The organism is Streptomyces sp. NPDC057486 (assembly GCF_042802415.1).
Taxonomy (GTDB): Bacteria; Actinomycetota; Actinomycetes; order Streptomycetales; family Streptomycetaceae; genus Streptomyces; species Streptomyces yanii.
In genome coordinates, this window is sequence record NZ_JBHVEE010000005.1 from 102,427 (window position 1) to 124,024 (window position 21,598).

The window sequence follows — 21,598 nt, forward strand, 5'->3', positions numbered from 1 at the left end:
TGAAGACCACTTGCGCATCGCGTGAACGGATAAGCTCACTTTTGGGGTTGTTCCCTCGTGGGAACAGAGGCTGTACCGGGGGGAAGGTGATCGTCCGATGTCCCATGCTGATCGCGACAAGCCGTTCGCACGCCGCAGGCTTCTCGTGGTGTCGACCAACTATGCTCCGGAGCTGACCGGAATCGGCCCGTACGCCGCACAACTCGCCGAGCACTGGGCCGCGTCCGGAGCGGAGACCCACGTCCTCACCGGCATGCCGCACTACCCTTCCTGGCGCACGGACGCCGATTACCGGGGGGTCTGGCGAACTACCGAGAGCCGCGCCGGGGTGCTGGTCCACCGGCGGAGAAACTACGTGCCGCCCCGTCAGACCGCCCTCCGCAGAGGCGCGTTCGAGGCGACCGTGCTCGCGCACGGTCTGCTCGCACCGCCCGGGTCCCGGCCGGACGCGGTCGTATCCCAGATGCCGAGCCTGGCCGGCGGTGTCATCGGCGCCAGGCTGGCCCGCCGCCACCGGGTCCCGTACATACCCGTCGTACAGGACCTGATGGGCGCCGCCGCCGCGCAGAGCGGCATCCGTGGCGGGGACCGGGCGGCGGCCGTCGCCGCGAGGGCCGAGCGGTACGCGCTCCGCTCAGCCTCCCTCGTCGGCGTCATCCACGAGAGCTTCGTCTCCCGGGTCACCGCCTACGGCGTCGACCCGGGACGCATCCGATTGGTCCCCAACTGGAGCCATGTGCAGCGCCCTTCGGCCGACCGCGCCGCGACCCGGACCCGGCTCGGCTGGCACGCCGACACCCCGGTGGTGCTGCATTCCGGCAACATGGGGCTCAAGCAGGGGCTCGACGTCCTCGTCGACGCGGCCCGACTGGCCCCCGATGTGCGCATCGCGCTGATGGGTGACGGCAATCAGCGCGAGGAACTGCGCGCCCGCGCGGCCGGCCTGTCCAACCTCGACTTCCTGCCGCCCGCCGGTGCGGACGAGTTCACCGATGTCCTGGCCGCCGCGGACGTCCTCGCGGTGACACAGCGCGCGTCCGTGCTCGACATGAGCGTGCCGTCCAAACTCACCTCGTACTTCGTCTCCGGCCGCCCTGTCGTCGCCTCGGTGGCCGACGAGGGCGGCACCGCCCAGGAGGTGCGTCGCTCCGGCGCCGGGATCCTGGTCGCTCCCGAGGATCCCGGCGCGCTGCTGGAAGCCATACGCAAGCTCGTCGAGGGACCGGCGGAGGCTGACGCATTGGGCGCCCGCGGGCCGGAGTACGTCGCACGTCACCTGAGCCGCGAAGCGGGTCTCGCCCGGTTCGACGCCCTGCTCACCGAGGTCCTCGAAGACCCACAAGGGAGACCACGCCGATGACGCATCCGATCCGCGCGCTGGAGGAGCAGGACGAACCCGCTCTGCTGCGCGACCAGTTCCGGCAACTCCTGCGCTACCGCGCACTCCTCGCCGTCGGCGTGGTCGTCGGACTGCTGGGCGGCGGCTGGCTCGCCCTCAGCAGTGAGGCGAGCTACACGGCCACCGGCGAGGTGTTCGTCCGCAACGCCACCTCCGACCCCTTCGCCACCGGCGCCTCCGCCGACAAGGGGATCAACATCGGCTCCGAGCGGCAGACCGCTGTCAGCGACGCGGTGGGCACCATTGCCGCTCACACCCTGGTGCGGCGCGACGACCGGGTGAAGGTCGGGAAGCTGCTCGCCGGTCTCCAGGTCACCAATCCGCCCAACACCCTCGTGCTGCGCTTCTCCTACACCGCCCGCACTCCCGCCCTGGCCAAGCAGCGGGCCGAGGCGCTCGCCGACGCCTATCTGGAGATACGCAGGGAGCGCACCGAGAACAGCATCGACAATATGGTCGACGGCTACCGCGCCCAGCTGAAGCCGCTCACCGAACAGCGCGACAAGCTGGCGGGCGAGTCGACCGGGACCAGCGGTGACGACGTGACCAGCGCCCGAGCCAACCTGGTGGTCGCGATCTCCGAACTGAGCAGAAAAATATCGGAGTTGCGCGCTCTGGACACCACGCCCGGATATCTCAACAAGAAGCCCGTCGCACCGGAGAAGCCCACGGGGGCGGGACTGCCCCTGCTGCTCGGGCTCGGCGGCGTCGTCGGACTCGCGCTCGGTCTGCTGCTGTCCTGGGTGCGTCTCGTCTTCGACCCGGCGGTTCGCTCCACCCGGGAGCTGGTCCGCTCGCTCGGTGCCCCGCTGCTCGGCACCCTGCCGAAGGAACGCGGCTCCCAGGGGGCGCTGCTCGCCATCGGACGAAGCGGCAGCAGGCTCGCCGAGGAATACCGGGCGGTGGCGTTCCGTCTCGCCTACGACCCGTCGTTCGAACAGCGCCGACGGCTCCTCGTCACAGCCCCGCGCGGCGACAACGAAGCGGCCACCGCCGCCGCGGTCAACCTGGCAGCCGCCTTCGCCGAAATGGGCCGTGACGTGCTCCTCGTCGAGGCCGATCTCCGTACCCCGTCCCTGGCCCGCGATCTCGGCCCCGCCGTACAGGGAAGGCCCCGCTGGGCCGCGGAGGGCGACGACCGCGCCTGGCCGTCGGACAGTCGTACGAACGTGGACGTGCCCGGCTCCGGCGCCTTCACCCTGATCGCCGGACGCCGGATCGACAACGTGCCGCGCGCGTTGACCTCGGCGCCCGTCAGCCGCATCGTCGCCGAGGGGGACCGCCCCGGCTCGGTGGTCATCGTGCTGGCGCCGCCCGTGCTGTCGTACGCCGACGCCGTCGCCCTGATCGACCGAGTCGAGGGCGTCGTGGTGGTCTGCGACCCGCGCGAAGTCCATCGCAGCGACCTGGAACGGATCCGCGAGATCATCGGCGCGGCGGGCGGCACCGTACTCGGCACCCTGCTGCATCCCGGGCGTGGCCGCTTCGAGCGCAGGGCGCGCCAGAAGTCCGGCAGGCGCCGCACCGACGGGGGCCGGCCGGGGCAGGACGGCCAGGACGGCCGCGGTGGACCCGAGGGCTCCGAACACACCGGCGATCCCACCGAAACCCTGGGGCTGCGCGCCTTCGACACCTCCGCAGGGCGTCGGTGAGAGCACGCACCGCGGTCGTCAGCTCCGTCGCGGACCAAGGGGTGGCGGCCCTCACCAACATCCTGGTGCTGGTGGCGGCCGCACGGCTCTCCACCGTCGCCGACTTCGCCCGCTTCTCGGCCGTGTATCTGGTCTTCACGGTGCTGCTGGGCATCTCCGGCGCCTACACGGGACAGCCGCTCGTGCTGCGGCGTGGCGCCGGCGAGGAGGTGCGCGGCGCCTGCCGGTCGGCGGTCGACTTCACCCTCCTCGCCGCGTCGGCCCTCGGCGCGCTGCTGGCCGCGGTGTGCCTGTTCGTGCCCGGGGACACCGCGCGCGCCCTGATGGTCCTGGGGCTCGCCCTGCCCGTCGTGCTCGGACAGGACGCCATGCGCTACGCCTTCTCCACCCTGCAGCGGCCGCACCTGGCGCTGGCGAGCGACGTGCTGCGGCTCGCCTGTGTGCTGGGCGCCCTGGCCGTCCAGCCGTACGGCGCCCCGGCCGCACGGCTCGTCGCCGTCTGGGGGCTGTCCGCGCTGCCCGCGCTGCTGCTCTCCGCCGCCCTGCTGCACCGTCACGTCGCCGGTACGCAGCGGAGGTTGAAGGTCCTGATGCGGCGAGGACACCTCGGTCGGCGGTTCGTGGTCGAGTTCGGCGTGGGCAACGCGACCAGCCAGCTCTCCGTTCTCGGGCTCGGTGTGTTCGGCAACCCCCTGGTCGTCGGCGCGCTGCGTGGCGCGACCACGCTCTTCGGACCGCTCAACGTGCTGTTCACCTCCGCCACCAGCTTCGGCCCACCCCTGCTCGGACGGCTCGGCTCCGAGGGGCGCCGGATACGCGCCACCGCCGGTCTGGCCGCGGTCCTGGCCGCCACCGCCGCGGTCTGGGCCACCGCGCTCGCGCTGCTGCCCGACGGTGTGGGCCGCCATCTGCTCGGTGACACCTGGCCCACGGCGGCGGCACTGCTGCCGGCGACCGGCAGCCAGTACACGGCGATGGCCGTCGGCACCTGCGGGCTGCTGGCGCTGCGGATGCTGGACCCGCGGACCACTCTCGCCATCCAGGTGGTGTTCTCGCTCGCTGCCGTCGCGTTCCTGGCGGGCGGCTACGCGGTCGGCGGCGTGCCGGGTGCTGCCTGGGGGCTGTGTCTGGGATCCGTCTGCAAGGCGGTGGCGACCTGGATCCGGGTGGCCGGGCTCCGCCGGCGCACCGCACCCGCGCAGCCTCCGGTCAGCGTGTCCGCGGCCCGCCCCGGCCCCTGAAGCTCGTGACCAGCAGCAGGCAGAGTGCTCCGATGGCCAGCTTCCCGACGGACTGCAGCAGCGGTCCGCGGAGCAGGATGAATGTGTACCCGGCGATCAGCGGCGCCGCGATGGCCAGGACGCTTCCGGGGCCGGGTCCGTCCCGGGAGACCGCCAGCGCGTAACGGCGGTCGGTGCGCGCGGCGGCGTACCCGATCAGTGCGAGACCGCCGACCATCCCCGGCGCGCCGAAGTCGACCCAGAGCTCGGTCCACAGCGGCGCCGAGAGGTTGGTCATGTTCATCCCCATCCACTGGCCGACCCGGACGCCGGTGTCCTCCGGCTTGCCGCTCCACACCGCCCGCGGCACGAAGAACAGTGCGGAGCCGACCAGTTGACGCCCGTACGTGTGGTCACGGGTGTCGACCCAGGAGATGGTGTTCGCGAACATCACCGTCTGGTCGTAGTCCTTCGTCGCCAGCGGTTCGAAGACGGACGACGACTGCACCGGCCGGTACCCGGCGTCGTCGTACCGGAAGCGGTCCGCGTACGGGAACAGCACCAGGGCCCCGATCACCCCCGTCGCCAGCACCGACCGGTACATCGCGGCGCTGCTCGGGAACGCGGTGAAGAGGAGCGAGACCAGCACCGTCAGGAACCAGTAACGGGCGTTGGAGATCGGGTTGTTGACGATGATGTTGAGAATCGCGAGCCCCAGCCAGACCAGAACCGTCGAGGGGGAGCGTCGGGCCCGCCGCGAGGTCACCAGCCGACGGGTGTAGAACAGCAGCGCCAACAGGGCGGGCACCGTGCCGAAGCCCTTGAGGAAGGCGGAGCCCACGTTCGACTCCGGGGAAGCGACCGAGCTGACGGCGACGGTGGCGCTGATCTCCTGGCGGCTGGTGAAGAAGATGGCGGGCCCGCCGAGCTTCAGGATGTAGTATCCGCTCGCGGCGAACGCGAGCAGCACCAGCAGCCGAAGTCTGATCCGGTGCGCGGTGGCCGGGCCGCCCCCGCTGCGCACCGCTGCGCGACGGCGCAGCGGTCGCCGGGACGCCAGCAGCGCACCGAGGTCGAACGCCGCGCAGCCCACCAGGATCAGCGAGATCGCCGTCACCAGGTCCGACCGCGGCCCGACCATCGGCGTCGGCGTCTGGCCGATGACCGCCTGGGCGAACGGAGCCACCCCCATCGCGATGTACACGAACATCCAGAAGACACCCTGGAGCAGCCGCCGCCCGGTGGACAGGATCATCGTGGCCAGCCGCGCACCCGCATAGCAGGTCAGGACGAGCTGGAGCCAGTAGGCGGTGTCGCGGACGCCCGTGCCCGGCTGGGCGGCGATCACCGCGGGGAGGAAGCAGACCAGGCCGAGGATGAGCGGCACGGCCAGTGCCCGCGACAGCATCGCCCAGGACATCGGCTTCGCCGGAGGCTGGATCCGCCGGCCACCGCCACCCCGCTGCAGCGGTACGGACGGCGCCGTCTCGTGCACGGACGTCATACGTCCCCCGTTCCGTGGACCGGTGAACACTCTAACGAATCAACCCACTTGGGGTAATCAGGATGACTACTCTGTGAAGAGTAGGCCGAGGTCGAGGGGAACTCTGGTGAAGATCCTGCACATCGTCACGCTGCACACTCCGGACCATGCGTTCGGCGGTCCGACCCGAGTGGCGCTCAACCTGTCGAAGGTCCAGCGTGCCCAGGGCGACGACGCCCGGATCATGGCGCTCGGCGACGGCTTCGTCGGCGAGCTGCCGAGCGAGGTCGAGGGCGTGCCCGCCCACCTCTTCCAGGCCCGTCACCTCCTGCCGATGTTCGAGGTCAGTGGCATCACATCGGGCGCGCTGCTGCTGGCCGCCCGGCGCAGGATGCGCGGGGCGGATCTCGTCCATGTCCATCTGATGCGCGACCTGGTGACGCTGCCCGCCGCCCTCCTCGCGCTGGCCCTGCGTCGCCCGCTGGTCGTCCAGACACACGGCATGGTGGACCCGACCGAGAAGCGCGTCGCCCAGCTGACCGACCTGCTGGGGGTCCGGAAGGTGCTGCGCGGCGCCGACGCGGTGCTGCACCTGACCGAGACGGAGCGCCTCGATGTGAATGCCGTGGCCGCCCCGGTGCCGCTCACCCGCACGGTACGGCTGGTCAACGGCGTGCGCCCGCAGAAGCGCAAGCCCGCCCGGGACCCGAGGCAGCCGCCGACGGTGCTCTTCCTGGCCCGGATCCAGGAGCGCAAGCGCCCGGAGGACTTCGTCGCCGCGATGCCCGCAGTCCTTGCGAAGTACCCGGATGCCCGGTTCGTACTGGCAGGACCGGACACCGGAGCACTGCCCGGAACGCTGGAACTGGCCGCGAGACTGGGAGTGCTGGAGTCGCTCGACCATGTGGGACCGCTCGGCCACCAAGAGGTTCTCGCCGCCGGACGGCGCGCCGATGTGTACGTACTGCCGTCGATCGAGGAACCGCTCGGGGTCTCGGTCCTCGAAGCGATGTCCGTCGGTACGCCCGTGGTGATCACCCGTACCTGCGGACTGGGCCCCGATGTGGCGGAGGCCGGGGCGGGCCGGGTGATCGACAGCCGGGTCGGCGAGGACGAGGCCAATGCCCACAAGGTCGCGCAGGCGATCCTCGAACTCCTGGAGCCGAGGGCCAACGCCGAAGCAGGGGACGCTGCGTGGCAGCTGGTCAATGAGCACTTCACCATCAAGGCCGTGGCACAGACCCTCCGGCGGACCTATGAGGACGTGGTCCGCCGGAAGGCCGTGCCCCGCTGACGCCGGAGACGGTGCGGGAGGCTCACCCCACCTTGCCCTCACGGGATTTGAGGGCGATCTGCCACCGGTAGAAACTCATCGCCAGCGCGAAGTCGAAGCCCGCTCGCCCGTCGAGGAAGCCCCGCCGGTAGACGTACATGTACGCGAACGACACCAGCGGCTTGAACGGCGCCTTGTGGAACAGCTGCCCCTGCCGCGACTTCACCTTCCGGACCTGCTCCTTGACGTCCGGATGGTGCTCCAGCCACGCCTCCCAGTCCGAGTAGCGGTTGTGCCGCTCGAACCACGCCGTCACCGGGTCGAGGTCCTGGTGCTCGATCGGGTTGCGGAGCGTACCCGCCGTCGCCGCGACCGGCTGGTAGTGCCCCTCGACCTCGCCGATCCCGGGCGCCGCGAGATCTCCGACCTCCGGATAGTGGCACCGGGTCCGGTCGGTCAGGGACCGCTTACGGATGGTGTAGCCGTGGCGCAGCCTACGGCCCGAGAACCAGTAGCCCAGCGGGATGTCGTACGCCGCCGGCTTCGGTGCCCCGGGATCGGCGAAGATCTGCCGCAGCTCGGCCAGCAGACCGGGGCTGAGCCGCTCGTCGCCGTCGAGCAGCAGGATCCAGTCGAGGTCCGTGCGGACGTTCTCCAGGCACCACTGCTTCTTCCGCGGATGACCCCCGTCCCAGGTGTACGTGACCACCTCGGCGCCGCAGCTCTCGGCGATCTTCGCCGTGTCGTCGGTGCTGTGCGAGTCGACGACGACGACCGCCTCGAAGTGGCCGAGGACCGATTTCACCGCTTCGGCGATGTTGAGGCCCTCGTTCTTCGTGGGGATCGCCACGGCTATCGGCAGCTTGCTCATCCCTTGTCTCCTTCGGGCAGCCAGGCGTAGCAGCCTGTGGAGGTGAAGGCGCGGGCCGTCGTCGCGACGGTGATCCCCACCCGCTTCCCGGAGCCGGAGGCGCCCGACGCCAGGTTCTTGCCGCCCGCCCCCGTGACCTGCCAGGTGCAGCTCTTCGTGGGGGTGACGGCGTAGTAGCGGCCCGGCCGGATCTGTTGGTTCTTGTACGTGCCGTCGGCGTACCCCAGAGCGGCCCGGTCCACCAGGTCCTGATGGTCGGTGCACAGGTGCGCGACAGCGGGCTCAGCACCGGCGACCTCGCCGGTGACGATGGCCGCGACCGCGGTGTCCTTGTCGACCTTGACCAGGTACGACAGCTTGTCGCAGGTCTCCTGGCCGGTCTGGAGCACCGCTGCCGGGTCCATCCCCTTGGGCACCCGGTCGACCAGGTACTCCTTCTGCCTCTTCGTGAAGGAGCCGGTGGCCGGGGTGAGTTCGTCGGTGGGCAGTTTCGGTGGTTCGCTCGTCTTCTTCGCCGACGGGCCGGCGGACGCGCCGGCGTCGGGCCCGGCCGTCGCCCCCGCAACGGGTGACTCGGCGGCCGACGGCTTCGCGTCACCCGCCTCCCGGTGTTCTCCGTCGGAGGACGAGCCGCAGGCGGCCAGCGCCGCCGTCAGTACGACGACGGCGGCGCCGGCCAGGAACGGATACCTCATCCACCCGTCCTCAGGGCGTAGTGGGCACTGATCGTGGAGCTGCTGAGCGCGGTCGGGTAGACGGCGGTCTCGTCGATCTGCCCGGCGAAGAAGTCGCTCGTCGGACGGTTCGGCCAGCTGGAGAGGTTGTCCCCGCCGACCCGCCAGTACCCGTTGTAGTTCTCGTTGGCGGTGTACAGGACGTTGGACGCGCGCAGCTGCCCGTCCACGTACAGCGCCATGCCGGAGCTGCCCTGCGTGGCGACGACATGGTGCCAGGCGCCGTCGTTGTACGCCCCGGAGGTGGTGATGGTGCGGGTGCCGCCGCTGTAGACGCCGAAGATCAGCCGCCCGTCATTGAGCATGTACACATGCTTGTCGTACTGGTTGCTGTTCTGCATGGTCAGGTTGCCGAAACCGATGATCTTCCCTCCCTTGGTGGTGGTCGTCTTGATCCAGGTCTCCACCGAGAACTTGGTCGGCTGCGCGTGCCGTCTGTTGCTGTACGCGTACTGGGTCGTGCCGTTGAAGCCGATCGCGGTCGACGGTCCGGAGACCGCGGCCGGAGTCTGCCGGTAGGACGGGGCGTTGCGCAGGAAGCCGTTGTCCAGGCCGGTCCCCGTGTCGGCGGCGAACGTCGACGTCCCCTCGTCGTACCGCCAGTACAGCGACGCACCGTCGGCGAGCACCCTGGTCGGGTAACTCTCCGCTGCGGAAGCCACGGTGGCGGTCTGGGCGGGCGACTTGGCGCTCGTGTTGGTGCCGTCGCTCGCGCTGATCCGATACGTGTGTGTCTCGCCCGGCGCCACGTCGGTGTCGGTCCACCTCAGCTGCGGTCTGTCCCAGAACACCGAGTAGCCCGTGGTCGTGTGCACGGGGGTGCTCGCACCGTCCTTGTAGATCCGGTACGTGAGTTCGCCGTCGTCGGTGTCGAAGCTGGTCTGCCAGTTGACCTCGACCTTGCCCGCGGCGACCGTGGAGAGGCTGACGTTGGGCACCCACGGGGCCCCGGTGTCCGGACCGTCGGCGAACCGGGTCAGGCCCTGCTGCGCGGCGCCGTTGACCGTGGTGAACTCACCGCCGACCCACAGGTAGTGGTGCCCGCCCTGTTCGGTCTGGGCCATCACCCGTGGTCCGACCGGCTCCCCGATGCCGTCGTTGGTGTCCGGGAACCACGGCAGCAGCTTCGGGTCGTTCACCGACTGGGCGAGGAGATGCTTGCGCGGCTGGTCCGGGAACTCGCCCATGCTGGAGCAGTCATGGGCGTGACTGCCGCTGTACAGGACCCCGTCGTGGACCAACACGGCCTGCGTGGCGCCGAGGCAGGTGTCCCTCCAGCGCTGCTCGAAGTTGCTGAGGTTCAGCGCGATCCGTCCGTCGAAGACACCTCCTCCGGTGCCTTCGTTGGCGGTGTAGAAGCCGGTGGCGTCCGTGGTCAGGTCCTGCACCGTGGAAGTGTTCGGGATGAAGCCCGGGTAGCTCTTGGCGATCGCACCCGTGGTGGCGTCCACGACGGCGAGGGCGTGCGACGTGGTGCCGTTGACGGTGAAGAAGTCACCGCCGATGAGCACATGCCGCCCGTCGGGTGTCACCTGGACGGCGCGGCCCACCTCGTCCGTGTTGGCCGTCCACGGCTTCAGCTGGGCCCCGGTGGTGACGGCGGCGAACTTGTTCCGGGTCTGACCGGCGACGGTGTTGAAGTCGCCGCCCAGATAGACGGTGTCGTCCGTGACCGACAGAGCCCGTACGGTCGCCGAGACGGCGACCTTGAAGTCCTGGCGCGGGGTGCAGGTCGCTGTGTCGATCGCCGCGATATTGCTGACGCCGACCCCGTTCACCGCACCGAACTGCCCGCCCGCGTACAGCGTGGTGTTGTCGGGGGAGAGGGCGAGGGCCCGAACGGTCGCCGTTCCGGAGGAGAGGGTGAACGACAGGCTGCAGCCGGTCGGTGCGCCGGTCGCCGCGTCGAACGCGGCGAAGTTGACCGCGGGCTGTTCGGACGTGCCGGCCGCCGCGCCCGGGGGACGGACGGTGGAGAAGGTGCCGCCGGTGTAGACGACCCCGTCCGTCGCCGCCATCGACCACACGATGCCGTTGGTCTGCCAGGTGGAGAGGTTGTCCGCGGTGAGGGAGACCGGCGGTGTGAGAGCTGCCGCCGGGGAGGCCCCGACCGCGGTCGCGGCCAGGGTTCCGGCGAGCAGGCAGAGCGCGGCGGACGCGGCACGCACCCGGCCACGTCCTGCGCGTCTGCGCCCCGTACTTCCGTTCATCATTCAGCTCCGAAGGTGAGAACGAGCTGCGGCCGGTAGGCCGCGGTTGATACCTCGCTGGACCAGATGCGGAGACTGTCCGTCCCGCTGCTGGTCAGGGCGAGTGAGTAGACGGAGCCGAGTGCTCCGCCAAGTGCCGGTGCGTTCAGCTCCACCGAGTGGTCGGTGGAGACCGAGGTCGCGCCGGTGATGGTCCCCAGCACGGTCGAGGAGAGCGACGGCCGGGTGTTGTAGGTGACCGCCGACTCGGTCCAGGTGCCGGTGACCGGCACCACGGTGTGGCTGTCGGACGAGCCCGCCGTCGAGTCGGACGACGTGCGGAACGTGAGCCGGGCGCCCTTGAGGACCTGTCCGGCAGGGGCCGCGGGCACCGTGAAGCGCAGATAGCTCAGATATGCCGTACTGCCGCGCGAGGCGAGCTGGCTGTCGTTGTAGTTGGTGTTCGGCGCGACGCTGTTGACGTACGCGTCGTCGTCCGGAGTGAGTGTCACGGTGGTGTTGCCGGGGCCGGACGGGGTGTCCGCAAGGGCGTGGTGCGCGGTGACCTGGGTGGCGGTCAGCGCCGACGGGTAGACCGCGGTCTCGTCGACCTGCCCGGCGAAGTAGGTGCTGGTGGGACGGTTCGGCCAGGTGGTCGGCATGGCGTCGCCGCCCACCCGCCAGTACCCGTTGTACGAGCGGTTGCCCGCCGTCGTGTTGGATCCGACGGCCACCCCGTCCACGTACAGCCGCATGCCGGACGGTCCCTGGGTGGCGACGACATGGTGCCAGGTGTTGTCGTTGTAGGAAGCCGACGTGGTGAGGGTGGGCCTGCTGCTGGTGCTGCCGACCTGGACGCCGAAGGCGAGGCGCCCGTCATCGGTCATGTAGACGAGCTTGTCGGAGATGCTGCTGGTGTGGCCCTGTGCGGTGCCGATGTTGTTGCCGTGGCCGACGATCCGGCCGCCGCGCGTGGTGTTGGTCCGGAACCATGTCTCGATGGAGTACGGCGTCGGCGAGGTGTAGTGGTGCAATCGGTCGCTGTACACGTACTCGTCCGTGCCGTTCAGCGACAGTGCCGCCGAACCCGCGACCGCGGCCGGAGTGGACCGGTACGTCGGCGCGTTCATGTACACCCCGCCGTCGCCACCGGCCGAGGCATCCGCGGCGAACGCCCCGCCCGCCTCGTCGTAGCGCCAGTACAGATTGGCACCGTCCGCGAGCACCCGCTCCTGGTACGGGCTCGCCGAGGAGGCCGCGGTGACGGAGGCGGTGGCCGACAGGGCGCTGGTGTTGGTCCCGTCGCTCGCCGTGACCCGGTACGAGTACGTCCGTCCGGCCACCACATCGGTGTCGGTGAACGTCAGCTGCGGGCGGCTGAAGAACAGTGAGGACCCCTGTGTCGTGTACACGGGTGTCGAGCCGCCGTCGCGGTAGATCCGGTAGGTGAGCAGACTGTCGTCCAGATCCAGGCTGGACCGCCAGCTGACCTTCACCTCACCGGCCCGGGGAGCGGAGACACTGACGGCGGGCACGGACGGCGCGCCCGTGTCGGGCGTGTTGGCGAACCGGGTCAGGGACTGCTGGGCGACCCCGTTGACCGTGGTGAACTCGCCGCCCACCCAGAGAAAGTCGCGGCCGTCGCGGGAGGACACAGTCAGGGCGCGCGGCCCGACCGGCTCACCGATTCCGTCATTGGTGTCCGGGAGCCAGCCGAGCATCGCCGGATCATCGACGGACTGGGCGGTGAGGTGCTTGCGGACCTGGTTCGGGAAGCCGCCCATGGTGGAGCAGTCGTGGACATGGCTGCCCGCGTACAGCACTCCCCGGTAGACCCGCAGCGTCTGTGTCGCCCCCTGGCAGGTGTCCCGCCAGCGCTGGTCGAACGTACCGAGCCGCATCGCGAGACGGCCGTCGAAGGAGCCGCCTCCCGTGCCTTCGCCCGCGACGTACCAGCCGTCGGATGCGGTGTCGGTGACGATGTCCTTGACGACCGCGGTGGACGGGATGAAGTTGCCGGTGTAGGCGCGGGTCAGCGCGCCCGAGCCGGCGTCGGTCACGGCGAGCGCGTGCGAGTCGGCGCCGCCGACGGTGAAGAAGTCGCCGCCGATCAGGACGTTCCGGCCGTCCGGAGTGACTTTGAGGGCCCGGCCGGGATCGTCGGCGTCCGGGTTCCACGCGGTCACGGCACCGGCCGCGGTGACGGCGCCGAAGAAGCGCCGGGTCTGGCCGCCCACCGTCTGGAAGTCGCCGCCCGCGTAGACCGTGCCGTTCGCTGCCACGTCGAGCGCCCGTACGGTCGCCCCGAAGTTCGGCGCGAACCCCGAACGGAGGTTGCAGGTAGCGGTGTTGATGGCCACCAGGCCGTTGGCGGCCGTCCCGTTGACGGCGTTGAAGTATCCACCGGCGTACAGCGTGGACTTGTCGGGGGAGAGCGCGAACGCCCGGACCGTGGCGGTGCCGCTGCTGCGGGTGAAGGAGAGCGAACAGCCGGTGGGCGCCCCGGTGGCCGCGTCGAACGCGGCGAAGTTGACGGCGGGCGTCGTGCTGCTGCCCGCCGGGGCACCGGCCGGCCGTACGTTGGTGAAGGTGCCGCCCGCGTACACCACCCCGTTCGCCTCGGCGAGTGCCCAGACGATCCCGTTGGTCTGATAGGTGGTCAGGCTGTCGGCGGTGAAGCCGACCGGCGGAGTCAGCGCCGCGGCCGGGGGAGCGGTGGCCGCCGAGGTGGTGAGTGCGCCCGCGGCGAGTGCGAGGACGGCGACGTACACGCCACTGCGTCTGAGACGTCCTGGTGCTCTCATCGATCCACCCGCACGGCTGCGCCGGTGAGTTGATCGGAGAGTTGACGGATGTCCGCCTCGACCATGATCCCGGCCAGCTCCTGTGCCTTCACGACGGGCTTCCAGCCGAGCAGTTCCTCGGCCTTGGTGGCGTCGCCGATCAGGGCGTCGACCTCGCTGGGGCGCTCGTATTTCGCGTCGTACCGGACGTGATCCCGCCAGTCCAGCCCGGCGTGCTCGAAGGCGAACTCCAGGAACTGCCGGACACTGACCCCTTCACCGGTGGCCACCACGTAGTCGTCCGGCGAGTCGCACTGCAGCATCCGCCACATCGCGTCGACGTACTCGGGGGCGTAACCCCAGTCCCGTACGGCATCGAGATTGCCGAGGTGGAGGTGTTGCTGGAGCCCCGCCTTGATCCGTGCGACGCCACGGGTGATCTTGCGGGTCACGAAGGTCTCGCCGCGGCGCGGGGACTCATGGTTGAAGAGGATCCCGTTGACCGCGAACATTCCGTACGCCTCACGGTAGTTGACCGTCGCCCAGTACGAGTAGACCTTGGCGACGCTGTACGGGCTGCGCGGATGGAACGGGGTCGTCTCGTTCTGCGGCGGGGGAGTGGCGCCGAACATCTCGGACGACGACGCCTGGTAGATCCGGGTGTCGATGCCGCTGGCGCGGACCGCCTCCAGCAGCCGGATGGTGCCGAGCCCGGTGATGTCGCCGGTGTACAGCGGCGCGTCGAACGAGACCCGGACGTGCGACTGCGCTCCCAGGTTGTAGACCTCGTCGGGCTGGATGTCGCGCAGCAGGTTCACCAGCGCGACTCCGTCGGCGAGATCGGCGTGATGCAGGACGAAGGACCGGTTCTCCTCCTCCGGGCCCTGGTAGATGTGGTCGATCCGCTCGGTGTTGAAACTCGACGAGCGGCGTATGAGGCCGTGGACCGTGTACCCCTTGTCGAGCAGCAGCTCGGACAGGTACGAGCCGTCCTGCCCGGTCACGCCGGTGATGAGCGCGGTCTTCGCCACGACTCCCCCCTTCTGTGGTCGTCTGTGTTGCTGTTGGTGCACCGAAATATCGTGATCTGAGCGATCCGCGGCAAAACGTCACCGCGACATACAGTTACTGGCACAATCCGAACCATGACGACTGATCTCCCCGGCCCTCCCCAGGAATCCGTCCGCCCCCTGCTACGTCCTGGCTCCCGCATATTCGTCGCGGGACACCGAGGTCTCGTCGGCTCGGCGGTGGTGCGCCGCCTCACCGCCGAAGGCCACGAGGTGATCACCCGCGGCCGTGACCGGCTCGATCTGCGCGACGCCGCACCGACCCAAGCCTTTCTGCGTGACATCCGCCCGGACGCCGTGGTGCTGGCAGCCGCCAAGGTCGGCGGGATCATGGCCAACAGCACGTATCCGGTGCAGTTCCTCGAGGACAACCTGCGCATCCAGCTGAGCGTGATCGCCGGTGCGCACGCAGTCGGGGTCGAGCGGTTGCTCTTCCTCGGCTCGTCCTGCATCTACCCCAAGCGCGCTCCCCAGCCGATCCCCGAGGACGCCCTGCTCACCGGCCCTCTGGAGCCGACCAACGAGGCCTACGCGCTTGCCAAGATCGCCGGGATCGTGCAGACCCAGTCGTACCGGCGGCAGTACGGCGCCTCGTACATCAGCGCCATGCCCACCAATCTCTACGGGCCCGGCGACAACTTCGACCTGGAGTCCTCGCACGTCCTGCCCGCCCTGATCCGCCGCTTCCACGAGGCGGGACAACACGACGCGCCGGAGGTCACCCTGTGGGGCTCCGGCAGCCCCCGGCGCGAGTTCCTGCACGTCGACGACCTGGCCGCCGCATGCCTCCTGCTCCTGGAGCGTTACGACGGTGACGAACCCATGAACATCGGCTGCGGCGAGGATCTGACGATCCGCGAACTCGCGTCCACGGTGCAGGATGTGACGGGCTACCAGGGTCGTGTCTCGTGGGACACGACGAAGCCCGACGGCACCCCGCGCAAGCTTCTCGACGTCTCCCGCCTCTCCTCCCTCGGCTTCAAGCCGCAGATTCCGCTGCGTGACGGCATCGCCCGGACCTACGCCTGGTGGCTGGACCACCAGGACGCCCGGGACTGACCGGGCCCCCGGCCGGGCCGGGCGGGCCGCCGCGGAGCGCCCCCGGCCCGGCCGGCCGCCCCCGTACGACCGGCCGAGGTTCATCTTCCGCATCCGGTCCCCGCCGCTCTCAGTACGCCCCGCGGCCGTCGGTGACGGCGCGCAGCGTACGGGCCATGAGTCCCAGGTCCGTGGCCACCGACCAGTTGTCGACGTACCACAGATCGAGCGAAACGGTCTCCTGCCAGGAGAGGTCGGAACGCCCGCTGACCTGCCACAGCCCGGTCAGCCCCGGTCGGACCGCGAGCCGCCGGAGCTCGCGCTCGTCGTAGCGGGACACCTCCTCCGGAAGAGGCGGACGAGGACCCACCAGGGACATCTCGCCGCGGACGACATTGAGCAGCTGCGGCAGCTCGTCGAGCGAGCTCCGTCGCAGCAGCCGGCCGATCCGCGTCACCCGGGGATCACGGCGGATCTTGAACATCGCACCGTCGTTCTCGTTCGCTGCGAGGAGCTCCGCCTTGTGCGTTTCGGCGTCCTCGACCATGGTGCGGAACTTCCACATGGTGAACGGCCGGTTGTGCCGGCCCTGGCGGACCTGGCGGTGGAACACCGGACCCTCGGATGTGAGTCGTACGGCTGCCCCGATCAGGAACAACAATGGCGCCAGCAGCACCAGCCCGAGCGCCGCACCCGTGCGGTCCACCGCACCCTTCAGGGCCATCTGTGGCCCCCGGCGGAGCGGCGGAGCGATGTGCAGCAGCGTCAGCCCGGCCGCCGAGGCGGGCCGCACCCGGCCTGCCGCGATCTCCGAGAGGTCCGACAGTACGGACAGCTGCAGCCCCCCGTCGTGCAGGCCCCAGGAAAGTTGCCGCAGCCGCTCCCCGGAGAGCTGTGGTCCGGGTATCACCAGCGCCAGGTCGGCCTCATGGGCGAAGGCTCCGCCCAGCACCGTCGACACGTCGTCGTCGGCGGGAGCCGGTGCGAGGTGCCCCGGGACCGGAGCCTCGCAGCCCAGTGATGCCGCTCCGACGGGTATGGCCGCAACGACGTTGTATGCGTGGTCCGTTCGGGAAGCGAGCAGCCGTACCGCCCGGTCCACCCCCGAAGCCTCACCGACCACCAGCACGCGGTGTTCGGCGCGTTGCCGACTTCCCGGCCAAGGGAGTCGGCGCACGAGCGAAACGGCCACGGTCACCAGCAGGCCGGGCAGGAGCGCCAGGACCGCCGTCGTCGGCCGTACCGGCTTGCCGAACACCGCGCTGAGGACGCCCAGTGCGCCGATGAGCAGCAGCCAGTCCCCGGGCGCGGTCAGTGCGCCTCGGAGGCCCCCCGGCCGCCCGGTTGTGTACCGGCCACGCGCCAGCCGGGTTCCGCACCACACCAACGCGGCAACGATTGCCGACAGTTGGGCCTGCGGGAGCCCGCCCGCGCGAAGGATGAGCCAGGCCGGTATCCCCAGCCCGAGTAGATCGGCCCCGACGACGAGCGGCAGGTGCCGGCCCGGTCGCCTCTTCGGGGCGAGCGTCTGGTCAGAACGTTCGCGCTGTACGGTCGGGGCACTCCACAGCTGTTCAAGTTCCCTGCTGCGAGGCCGATTTGAAGTGGTCCGTCGTAGTGGCGCCCCCGCCAGTCCCACGGATCCGGGTATGTCGGATTCGGGTAGCTCGACATGCCCCATGAACCCCCCAGTCACAGTTGCATCTCCACAAACGGGACGCATCCGCCGATCCTATGGACTGACGGATGCGCCCTCGCTCGCTGCACGATATCCACACACGTGCCATTTCGCTGGAGTTCTCGTGAAGTTCAGACATAAACGATGGCTCGGATCTCGTCCCGTTCCGCGCTGGATACAGGAGGTCTGCGGTCGGCTGTTCGCATTTGGCGGGTTCCGCCCTGGGATCATGTGCGGATATGTCACGCCCTCGCAATGCCGCACCCACGTCTGGGAGGATGCACCCATGGCGGCGAGCGCCGGCAGGCAAGAGAAGGAAGGCGTGCTGTGACTCCCGCGGAGAAGAACTGGGCCGGAAACATCACCTTCGGGGCGCGGCGCCTCCACGCCCCCCGCTCGGTGGCCGGGATCCAGGAGATCGTGGCCTCCGGCGCCACGGTACGGGCACTGGGCACCCGGCACTCCTTCAGCACGGTCGCGGACACGGCCGGAGACCTCGTGTCGCTGGCCGGGCTGGACCGCGTCGTCGAGATCGACCCGGCGGCCGGATCGGTCACCGTCGGCGCGGGACTGCGCTTCGGGGAGTTCTCCGACGTTCTCCATGAGAACGGCCACGCCCTGCACAACCTGGGCTCACTGCCGCACATCTCCGTGGCGGGCGCCTGCGCGACCGGCACGCACGGCTCGGGCATCGGCAACCGCTCGATCGCCGGAGCGGTCCGGGCGCTGGAGATGGTCACGGCGGACGGCGGGATCGTGGAGCTGAAGCGCGGCGACGCGGACTTCCCCGGCGCTGTGGTCGCCCTGGGCGCCCTGGGGGTGGTGACCCGGCTGACCCTGGACCTGGTGCCCGCCTTCGACGTACAGCAGTGGGTCTACGAGGAGCTGCCGCAGTCCCGGCTCGGTGACCCGGACGGATTCGACGAGGTGATGTCCGCCGCATACAGCGTCAGCCTCTTCACCGACTGGCGCGGAGGCCCGGTGAACCAGGTCTGGCTCAAGCAGCGGGTGGATGCCGGAGGAGCGCGGCAGGCACCCGCCGAATGGCTCGGTGCACGGCTCGCGGACGGCCCGCGACACCCGATCCACGGCATGCCCGCTCGGAACTGCACCCGGCAGCAGGGCGTTCCCGGCGCCTGGCACCGGCGACTGCCTCATTTCCGGCTGGAGTTCACCCCCAGCAACGGGGATGAGCTGCAGTCGGAGTACTTCGTGGCACGGCGCGACGCCGCGGCGGCGTACGAGGCACTGGACCGGATCCGGGACCGGATCGCCCCGCTGCTGCAGATCGGTGAGATCCGCGCCGTGGCCCGCGACGACCTGTGGCTCAGCCCCGCGAGCGGCATCGACGCCGTGGCCTTCCACTTCACCTGGGTTCCGGACACGGCCGCCGTCACGCCGGTGCTCGGCGCGATCGAGGAGGCGCTCGCACCGTTCGGTGCCCGGCCGCACTGGGGCAAGGTGTTCACGACCGCGCCCGAGACGCTGCGCGCGCTGTACGGGCGGTACGCCGACTTCGAGAAGCTGATGGCCCGGTACGACCCGTCCGGCACCTTCCGCAACGACTTCCTGGACCGCCACTTCCCGCGGTGACGCACAGTGTGAAGGTCAGCGGCCGTCGTGCTTGTGCCGGTGTCGGGACGGCCACGCGGTCGCCGATCTTCCCGGCGCGAGATGTTCCACCACCTCGGCGAGCTCCTCGCAGGCCTGCTCGATCCTGTGCCGGACATTCATGCTCTCGCTGACGATCGATGCCAGCAGCAGTGCGGTGAGGGCCATGGAGCCGTTGAGGATCGTCAGATTGAGCATGATCTCAAGGATCGTGTGACCGGTGAACGGTCCCACTTTCTCGCTGCCCGCGACGATCGCCAGCACGGACAGCACCAGGGCGCACGGCGCGCTGCCCGCGAGCTGGAAGCGCAGCGCGGCCCAGATGAGCACCGGGAACGTCACGTAGAGCATCGACAGTGAGCTTCTGGTGGCCACCAGGCCGAGCACGACGCAGACGACTGCCAGCGCGGTCGCCTCTGCCCACCGGTCGGTCCTCCGCGGCAGCCGCGCCCTGCGCATCACGAGGAGCACCGGGGTGACGATGAGTACACCCATGGCGTCCCCCGCCCACCAGGCTGCCCAGACCGGCCAGAATTGGCCGAGCGGCAGCCTGCCGGTGACGGCCAGCATGATCGTGCCCATGGAGGCGCTGATCAGCATCCCGGCCATCGCACCGAGGAAGACCAGGACCACCCCGTCACGCAGCCGGTCCAGCTCCTTCCGGAATCCGGCCTGACGGAGCATGAGGTACGCGCAGACCGGCGCGAGCGTGTTGCCTGCGACGATGCCGGGGGATGCGAGGTTGACCGGACCGGTGACGGTGGCGACGACGAGCAAGGATCCAAGAGCGATACCGGGCCAGATACGCAGGCCGAGATAGAGCAGAGCGCTCAGTGCGATGCCCGTCGGCGGCCAGAGGGGGGTGACTCTGGCGCCGTGGACGGTCACCTGCCGGAGCAGACCGATCTGTCCCGCAGCGTAGTAGGCGGCGGCAACCGCCAGGATGCTGAGGGCGGTCACCGCCGTGTCTCTGGTTCCCTCACTGCGGATCACAGGTCTCATGAGACACCGCGGGCCCGGGGCGGCGGCTGTGTGACACGCTCGGCTCGGCGATGCTCACGGTGCGCTGCCGGCGTCACCGGTCGTCACGCTGTGCGGCCCGGGATGCGTCGTAGCGCAGGACGAGTACGGCGGCATCGTCCTCGTGCCCGGTGCGTTCCGCCGCCTGCAGCACCGCGTCGGCCAGCTCGTCGGCCCCGGCCCCGGCCGCGGCGCGTGGGGCCAGCAGCTGCACCACCGTGTCCAGGCCCTCCTCGATCGGGAACGACGGCCCCTCGACCACGCCGTCGGTGAGCAGCACGAACGCCCCCGGGGCTGTCAGCCGGTGCCGCGTGACCGGATACCGCGGACCGGCCTGAATGCCCAGCGGCAGACCGCCCGCGTCCTCGAAGATGCCGGAGCGTCCGTCGACCGTCGCCCATACCCCGGCCACATGTCCGGCGCGCGCGGTGTCGAGTACCCACGTGCGTGTGTCGAGACGGGCGAACGTGCAGGTCGCGAAGAGCGTGCTGTCGACGGACAGCAACAGATCATTGGTGCGGCTCAGTATCTCGCCCGGATCCGAGGTCGTGGCGGCGAACGCCCGCATCCCGATCCGGATCTGCCCCATGAACGCGGCGGCTTCGACGTCATGGCCCTGTACGTCCCCGATGGCGAAGGCGAGCGTGCCGTTCGGCAGCGGAAAGCAGTCGTACCAGTCGCCACCGATGTCCAGGCCACTGCGGGCCGGCGTGTAACGGGCCGCCGTCTGCAGACCGGGGCGGGTGAGCAGGGTGGCCGGCAGCATCTCGCGCTGCAGCGCCTCGGCCAGCTCCACGCGCGCCTGGTGCAGCTGCACCTCCTGCCGCGCCCGGGCGGTGAGCCGCTGCAACGTGGCGAGCAGCTCCTCCGAACTCACCGAAGTGGGAGGACGACGCCGGTTCATGGGCCGCTCCGCAGTGCATTCGTTCGCGAGCCGCAACATACAGGGCCTCACGTGGCGGGACGGAACCGTGAGGCCCTTCTTCCGGCTGCCGCCTGCATCATATTTCGGTGGTGAACACTCTGCAGCGCGAGCAGCCGCCGGCCGATCGCATCGTGCCGACCGGAAGGGGCCGGGTCGGGAGCGCGCGAACGGACGCGGGTGGAGAGATCCTGAGAACAGGACCGCGTCGTCGCGGCCCACCGTGGCCGCGCGCGGGCGAGGAGGTGCGCAATGACACGCACGCTGGAATGGAAGCTCCGCCTCGATCTGTCCGAGGAGGAGGGCACGACCAAGGCCGAAGCCGTGCTGGACACCGGTTCCGAGAGGCTCACGGGCCACGGGGTGGCGCGCTGCAACCCGACGGACGTGGACATCCCCAGCATCGGTGACGAACTCGCGGCGAGCCGCGCGATGAAGGATGTCGCCGGCCAGCTGATGAGAGAGGCGGACCGCGAAATGGAAGCAGTGGGTGCCGGACCACCCAAGGGTCCCCTCGGCAAGCCGTACGCCTGGACCGATGTGTCGAGCTGAGGCCTTGGTTCCGGATCGGACCGGATCAGGGCGTGACCCGCCGCCGGGTGACCGGTGTCGTCGCGGTGCGCGCGGCTGCACGGCGAAGGGGGGAGACAACGAG

At 70.1% G+C, this 21,598-nt stretch carries 16 protein-coding genes; 7 read left to right on the forward strand and 9 right to left on the reverse strand.

Annotation, left to right across the window (positions count from 1 at the left end):
• The first annotated feature begins 97 nt into the window (after positions 1 to 97).
• The 3 genes from ACFU6I_RS04735 to ACFU6I_RS04745 are packed head-to-tail and all read left to right on the forward strand — an operon-like array spanning position 98 to position 4,292.
• On the forward strand, positions 98 to 1,360 hold the full coding sequence (locus ACFU6I_RS04735) for a glycosyltransferase (protein ID WP_384361533.1): 1,263 nt from the start codon (positions 98 to 100) through the stop codon (positions 1,358 to 1,360).
• Positions 1,357 to 3,051 carry a lipopolysaccharide biosynthesis protein gene (locus ACFU6I_RS04740; protein ID WP_384361536.1) on the forward strand — a complete coding sequence of 565 codons (1,695 nt, stop codon included), beginning with the start codon at positions 1,357 to 1,359 and terminating at the stop codon, positions 3,049 to 3,051. Before ACFU6I_RS04735 ends, ACFU6I_RS04740 begins: the two co-directional genes overlap by 4 nt.
• On the forward strand, positions 3,048 to 4,292 hold the full coding sequence (locus tag ACFU6I_RS04745) for a hypothetical protein (RefSeq protein WP_384361538.1): 1,245 nt from the start codon (positions 3,048 to 3,050) through the stop codon (positions 4,290 to 4,292). The genes ACFU6I_RS04740 and ACFU6I_RS04745 overlap by 4 nt, the downstream gene beginning before the upstream one ends.
• Here ACFU6I_RS04745 and ACFU6I_RS04750 read toward each other — a convergent pair.
• On the reverse strand, positions 4,261 to 5,775 hold the full coding sequence (locus ACFU6I_RS04750) for a hypothetical protein (protein WP_384361541.1): 1,515 nt from the start codon (positions 5,773 to 5,775) through the stop codon (positions 4,261 to 4,263). The genes ACFU6I_RS04745 and ACFU6I_RS04750 overlap by 32 nt on opposite strands.
• Positions 5,776 to 5,881: 106 nt before the next feature.
• On the opposite strand from ACFU6I_RS04750, the gene ACFU6I_RS04755 reads away from it, so the two are divergent.
• On the forward strand, positions 5,882 to 7,048 hold the full coding sequence (locus ACFU6I_RS04755) for a glycosyltransferase (RefSeq protein WP_384361544.1): 1,167 nt from the start codon (positions 5,882 to 5,884) through the stop codon (positions 7,046 to 7,048).
• 22 nt (positions 7,049 to 7,070) lie between these two features.
• On the opposite strand, the gene ACFU6I_RS04760 is transcribed toward ACFU6I_RS04755, so the two are convergent.
• From ACFU6I_RS04760 to gmd, 5 genes are read right to left on the reverse strand one after another with little or no spacing between them, the layout of a single operon-like run.
• Positions 7,071 to 7,898, reverse strand: coding sequence for a glycosyltransferase family 2 protein (locus tag ACFU6I_RS04760; RefSeq protein WP_327248018.1), 828 nt, complete (start codon positions 7,896 to 7,898; stop codon positions 7,071 to 7,073).
• Positions 7,895 to 8,593, reverse strand: coding sequence for a hypothetical protein (locus tag ACFU6I_RS04765; protein WP_384361547.1), 699 nt, complete (start codon positions 8,591 to 8,593; stop codon positions 7,895 to 7,897). The genes ACFU6I_RS04760 and ACFU6I_RS04765 overlap by 4 nt, the downstream gene beginning before the upstream one ends.
• Entirely contained in the window at positions 8,590 to 10,842 is a 2,253-nt protein-coding gene (locus ACFU6I_RS04770) for a LamG-like jellyroll fold domain-containing protein (protein ID WP_384361624.1), read from the reverse strand. The genes ACFU6I_RS04765 and ACFU6I_RS04770 overlap by 4 nt, the downstream gene beginning before the upstream one ends.
• Positions 10,842 to 13,625, reverse strand: a complete 2,784-nt coding sequence (locus ACFU6I_RS04775) for a LamG-like jellyroll fold domain-containing protein (protein ID WP_384361549.1) — start codon at positions 13,623 to 13,625, stop codon at positions 10,842 to 10,844. Before ACFU6I_RS04775 ends, ACFU6I_RS04770 begins: the two co-directional genes overlap by 1 nt.
• Positions 13,622 to 14,635, reverse strand: coding sequence for a GDP-mannose 4,6-dehydratase (gene gmd, locus ACFU6I_RS04780; protein ID WP_266989069.1), 1,014 nt, complete (start codon positions 14,633 to 14,635; stop codon positions 13,622 to 13,624). The genes ACFU6I_RS04775 and gmd overlap by 4 nt, the downstream gene beginning before the upstream one ends.
• A 114-nt stretch (positions 14,636 to 14,749) precedes the next feature.
• On the opposite strand from gmd, the gene ACFU6I_RS04785 reads away from it, so the two are divergent.
• Entirely contained in the window at positions 14,750 to 15,733 is a 984-nt protein-coding gene (locus ACFU6I_RS04785) for a GDP-L-fucose synthase family protein (protein WP_384361552.1), read from the forward strand.
• 109 nt (positions 15,734 to 15,842) lie between these two features.
• Here the strand turns inward: ACFU6I_RS04785 and ACFU6I_RS04790 are convergent, their stop codons facing one another.
• Entirely contained in the window at positions 15,843 to 17,351 is a 1,509-nt protein-coding gene (locus ACFU6I_RS04790) for a sugar transferase (protein ID WP_384361555.1), read from the reverse strand.
• Positions 17,352 to 17,717: 366 nt separating this feature from the next.
• Here ACFU6I_RS04790 and ACFU6I_RS04795 point away from each other — a divergent pair, with 366 nt between their 5' ends.
• Positions 17,718 to 18,983 (forward strand): FAD-binding protein, encoded by a 1,266-nt coding sequence (locus ACFU6I_RS04795; protein WP_384361557.1) that lies wholly within the window; start codon positions 17,718 to 17,720, stop codon positions 18,981 to 18,983.
• Positions 18,984 to 18,998: 15 nt separating this feature from the next.
• Here ACFU6I_RS04795 and ACFU6I_RS04800 read toward each other — a convergent pair whose 3' ends face one another.
• Entirely contained in the window at positions 18,999 to 19,994 is a 996-nt protein-coding gene (locus ACFU6I_RS04800) for an MASE1 domain-containing protein (protein ID WP_384361626.1), read from the reverse strand.
• A gap of 82 nt (positions 19,995 to 20,076) precedes the next feature.
• Positions 20,077 to 20,925, reverse strand: a complete 849-nt coding sequence (locus ACFU6I_RS04805; protein WP_384361559.1) for a PP2C family protein-serine/threonine phosphatase — start codon at positions 20,923 to 20,925, stop codon at positions 20,077 to 20,079.
• A 270-nt stretch (positions 20,926 to 21,195) separates the two neighbouring features.
• Here ACFU6I_RS04805 and ACFU6I_RS04810 point away from each other — a divergent pair, with 270 nt between their 5' ends.
• Complete coding sequence (locus ACFU6I_RS04810) at positions 21,196 to 21,495, forward strand: DUF1876 domain-containing protein (RefSeq protein WP_384361562.1); 300 nt, start codon at positions 21,196 to 21,198, stop codon at positions 21,493 to 21,495.
• Positions 21,496 to 21,598: the final 103 nt, after the last annotated feature.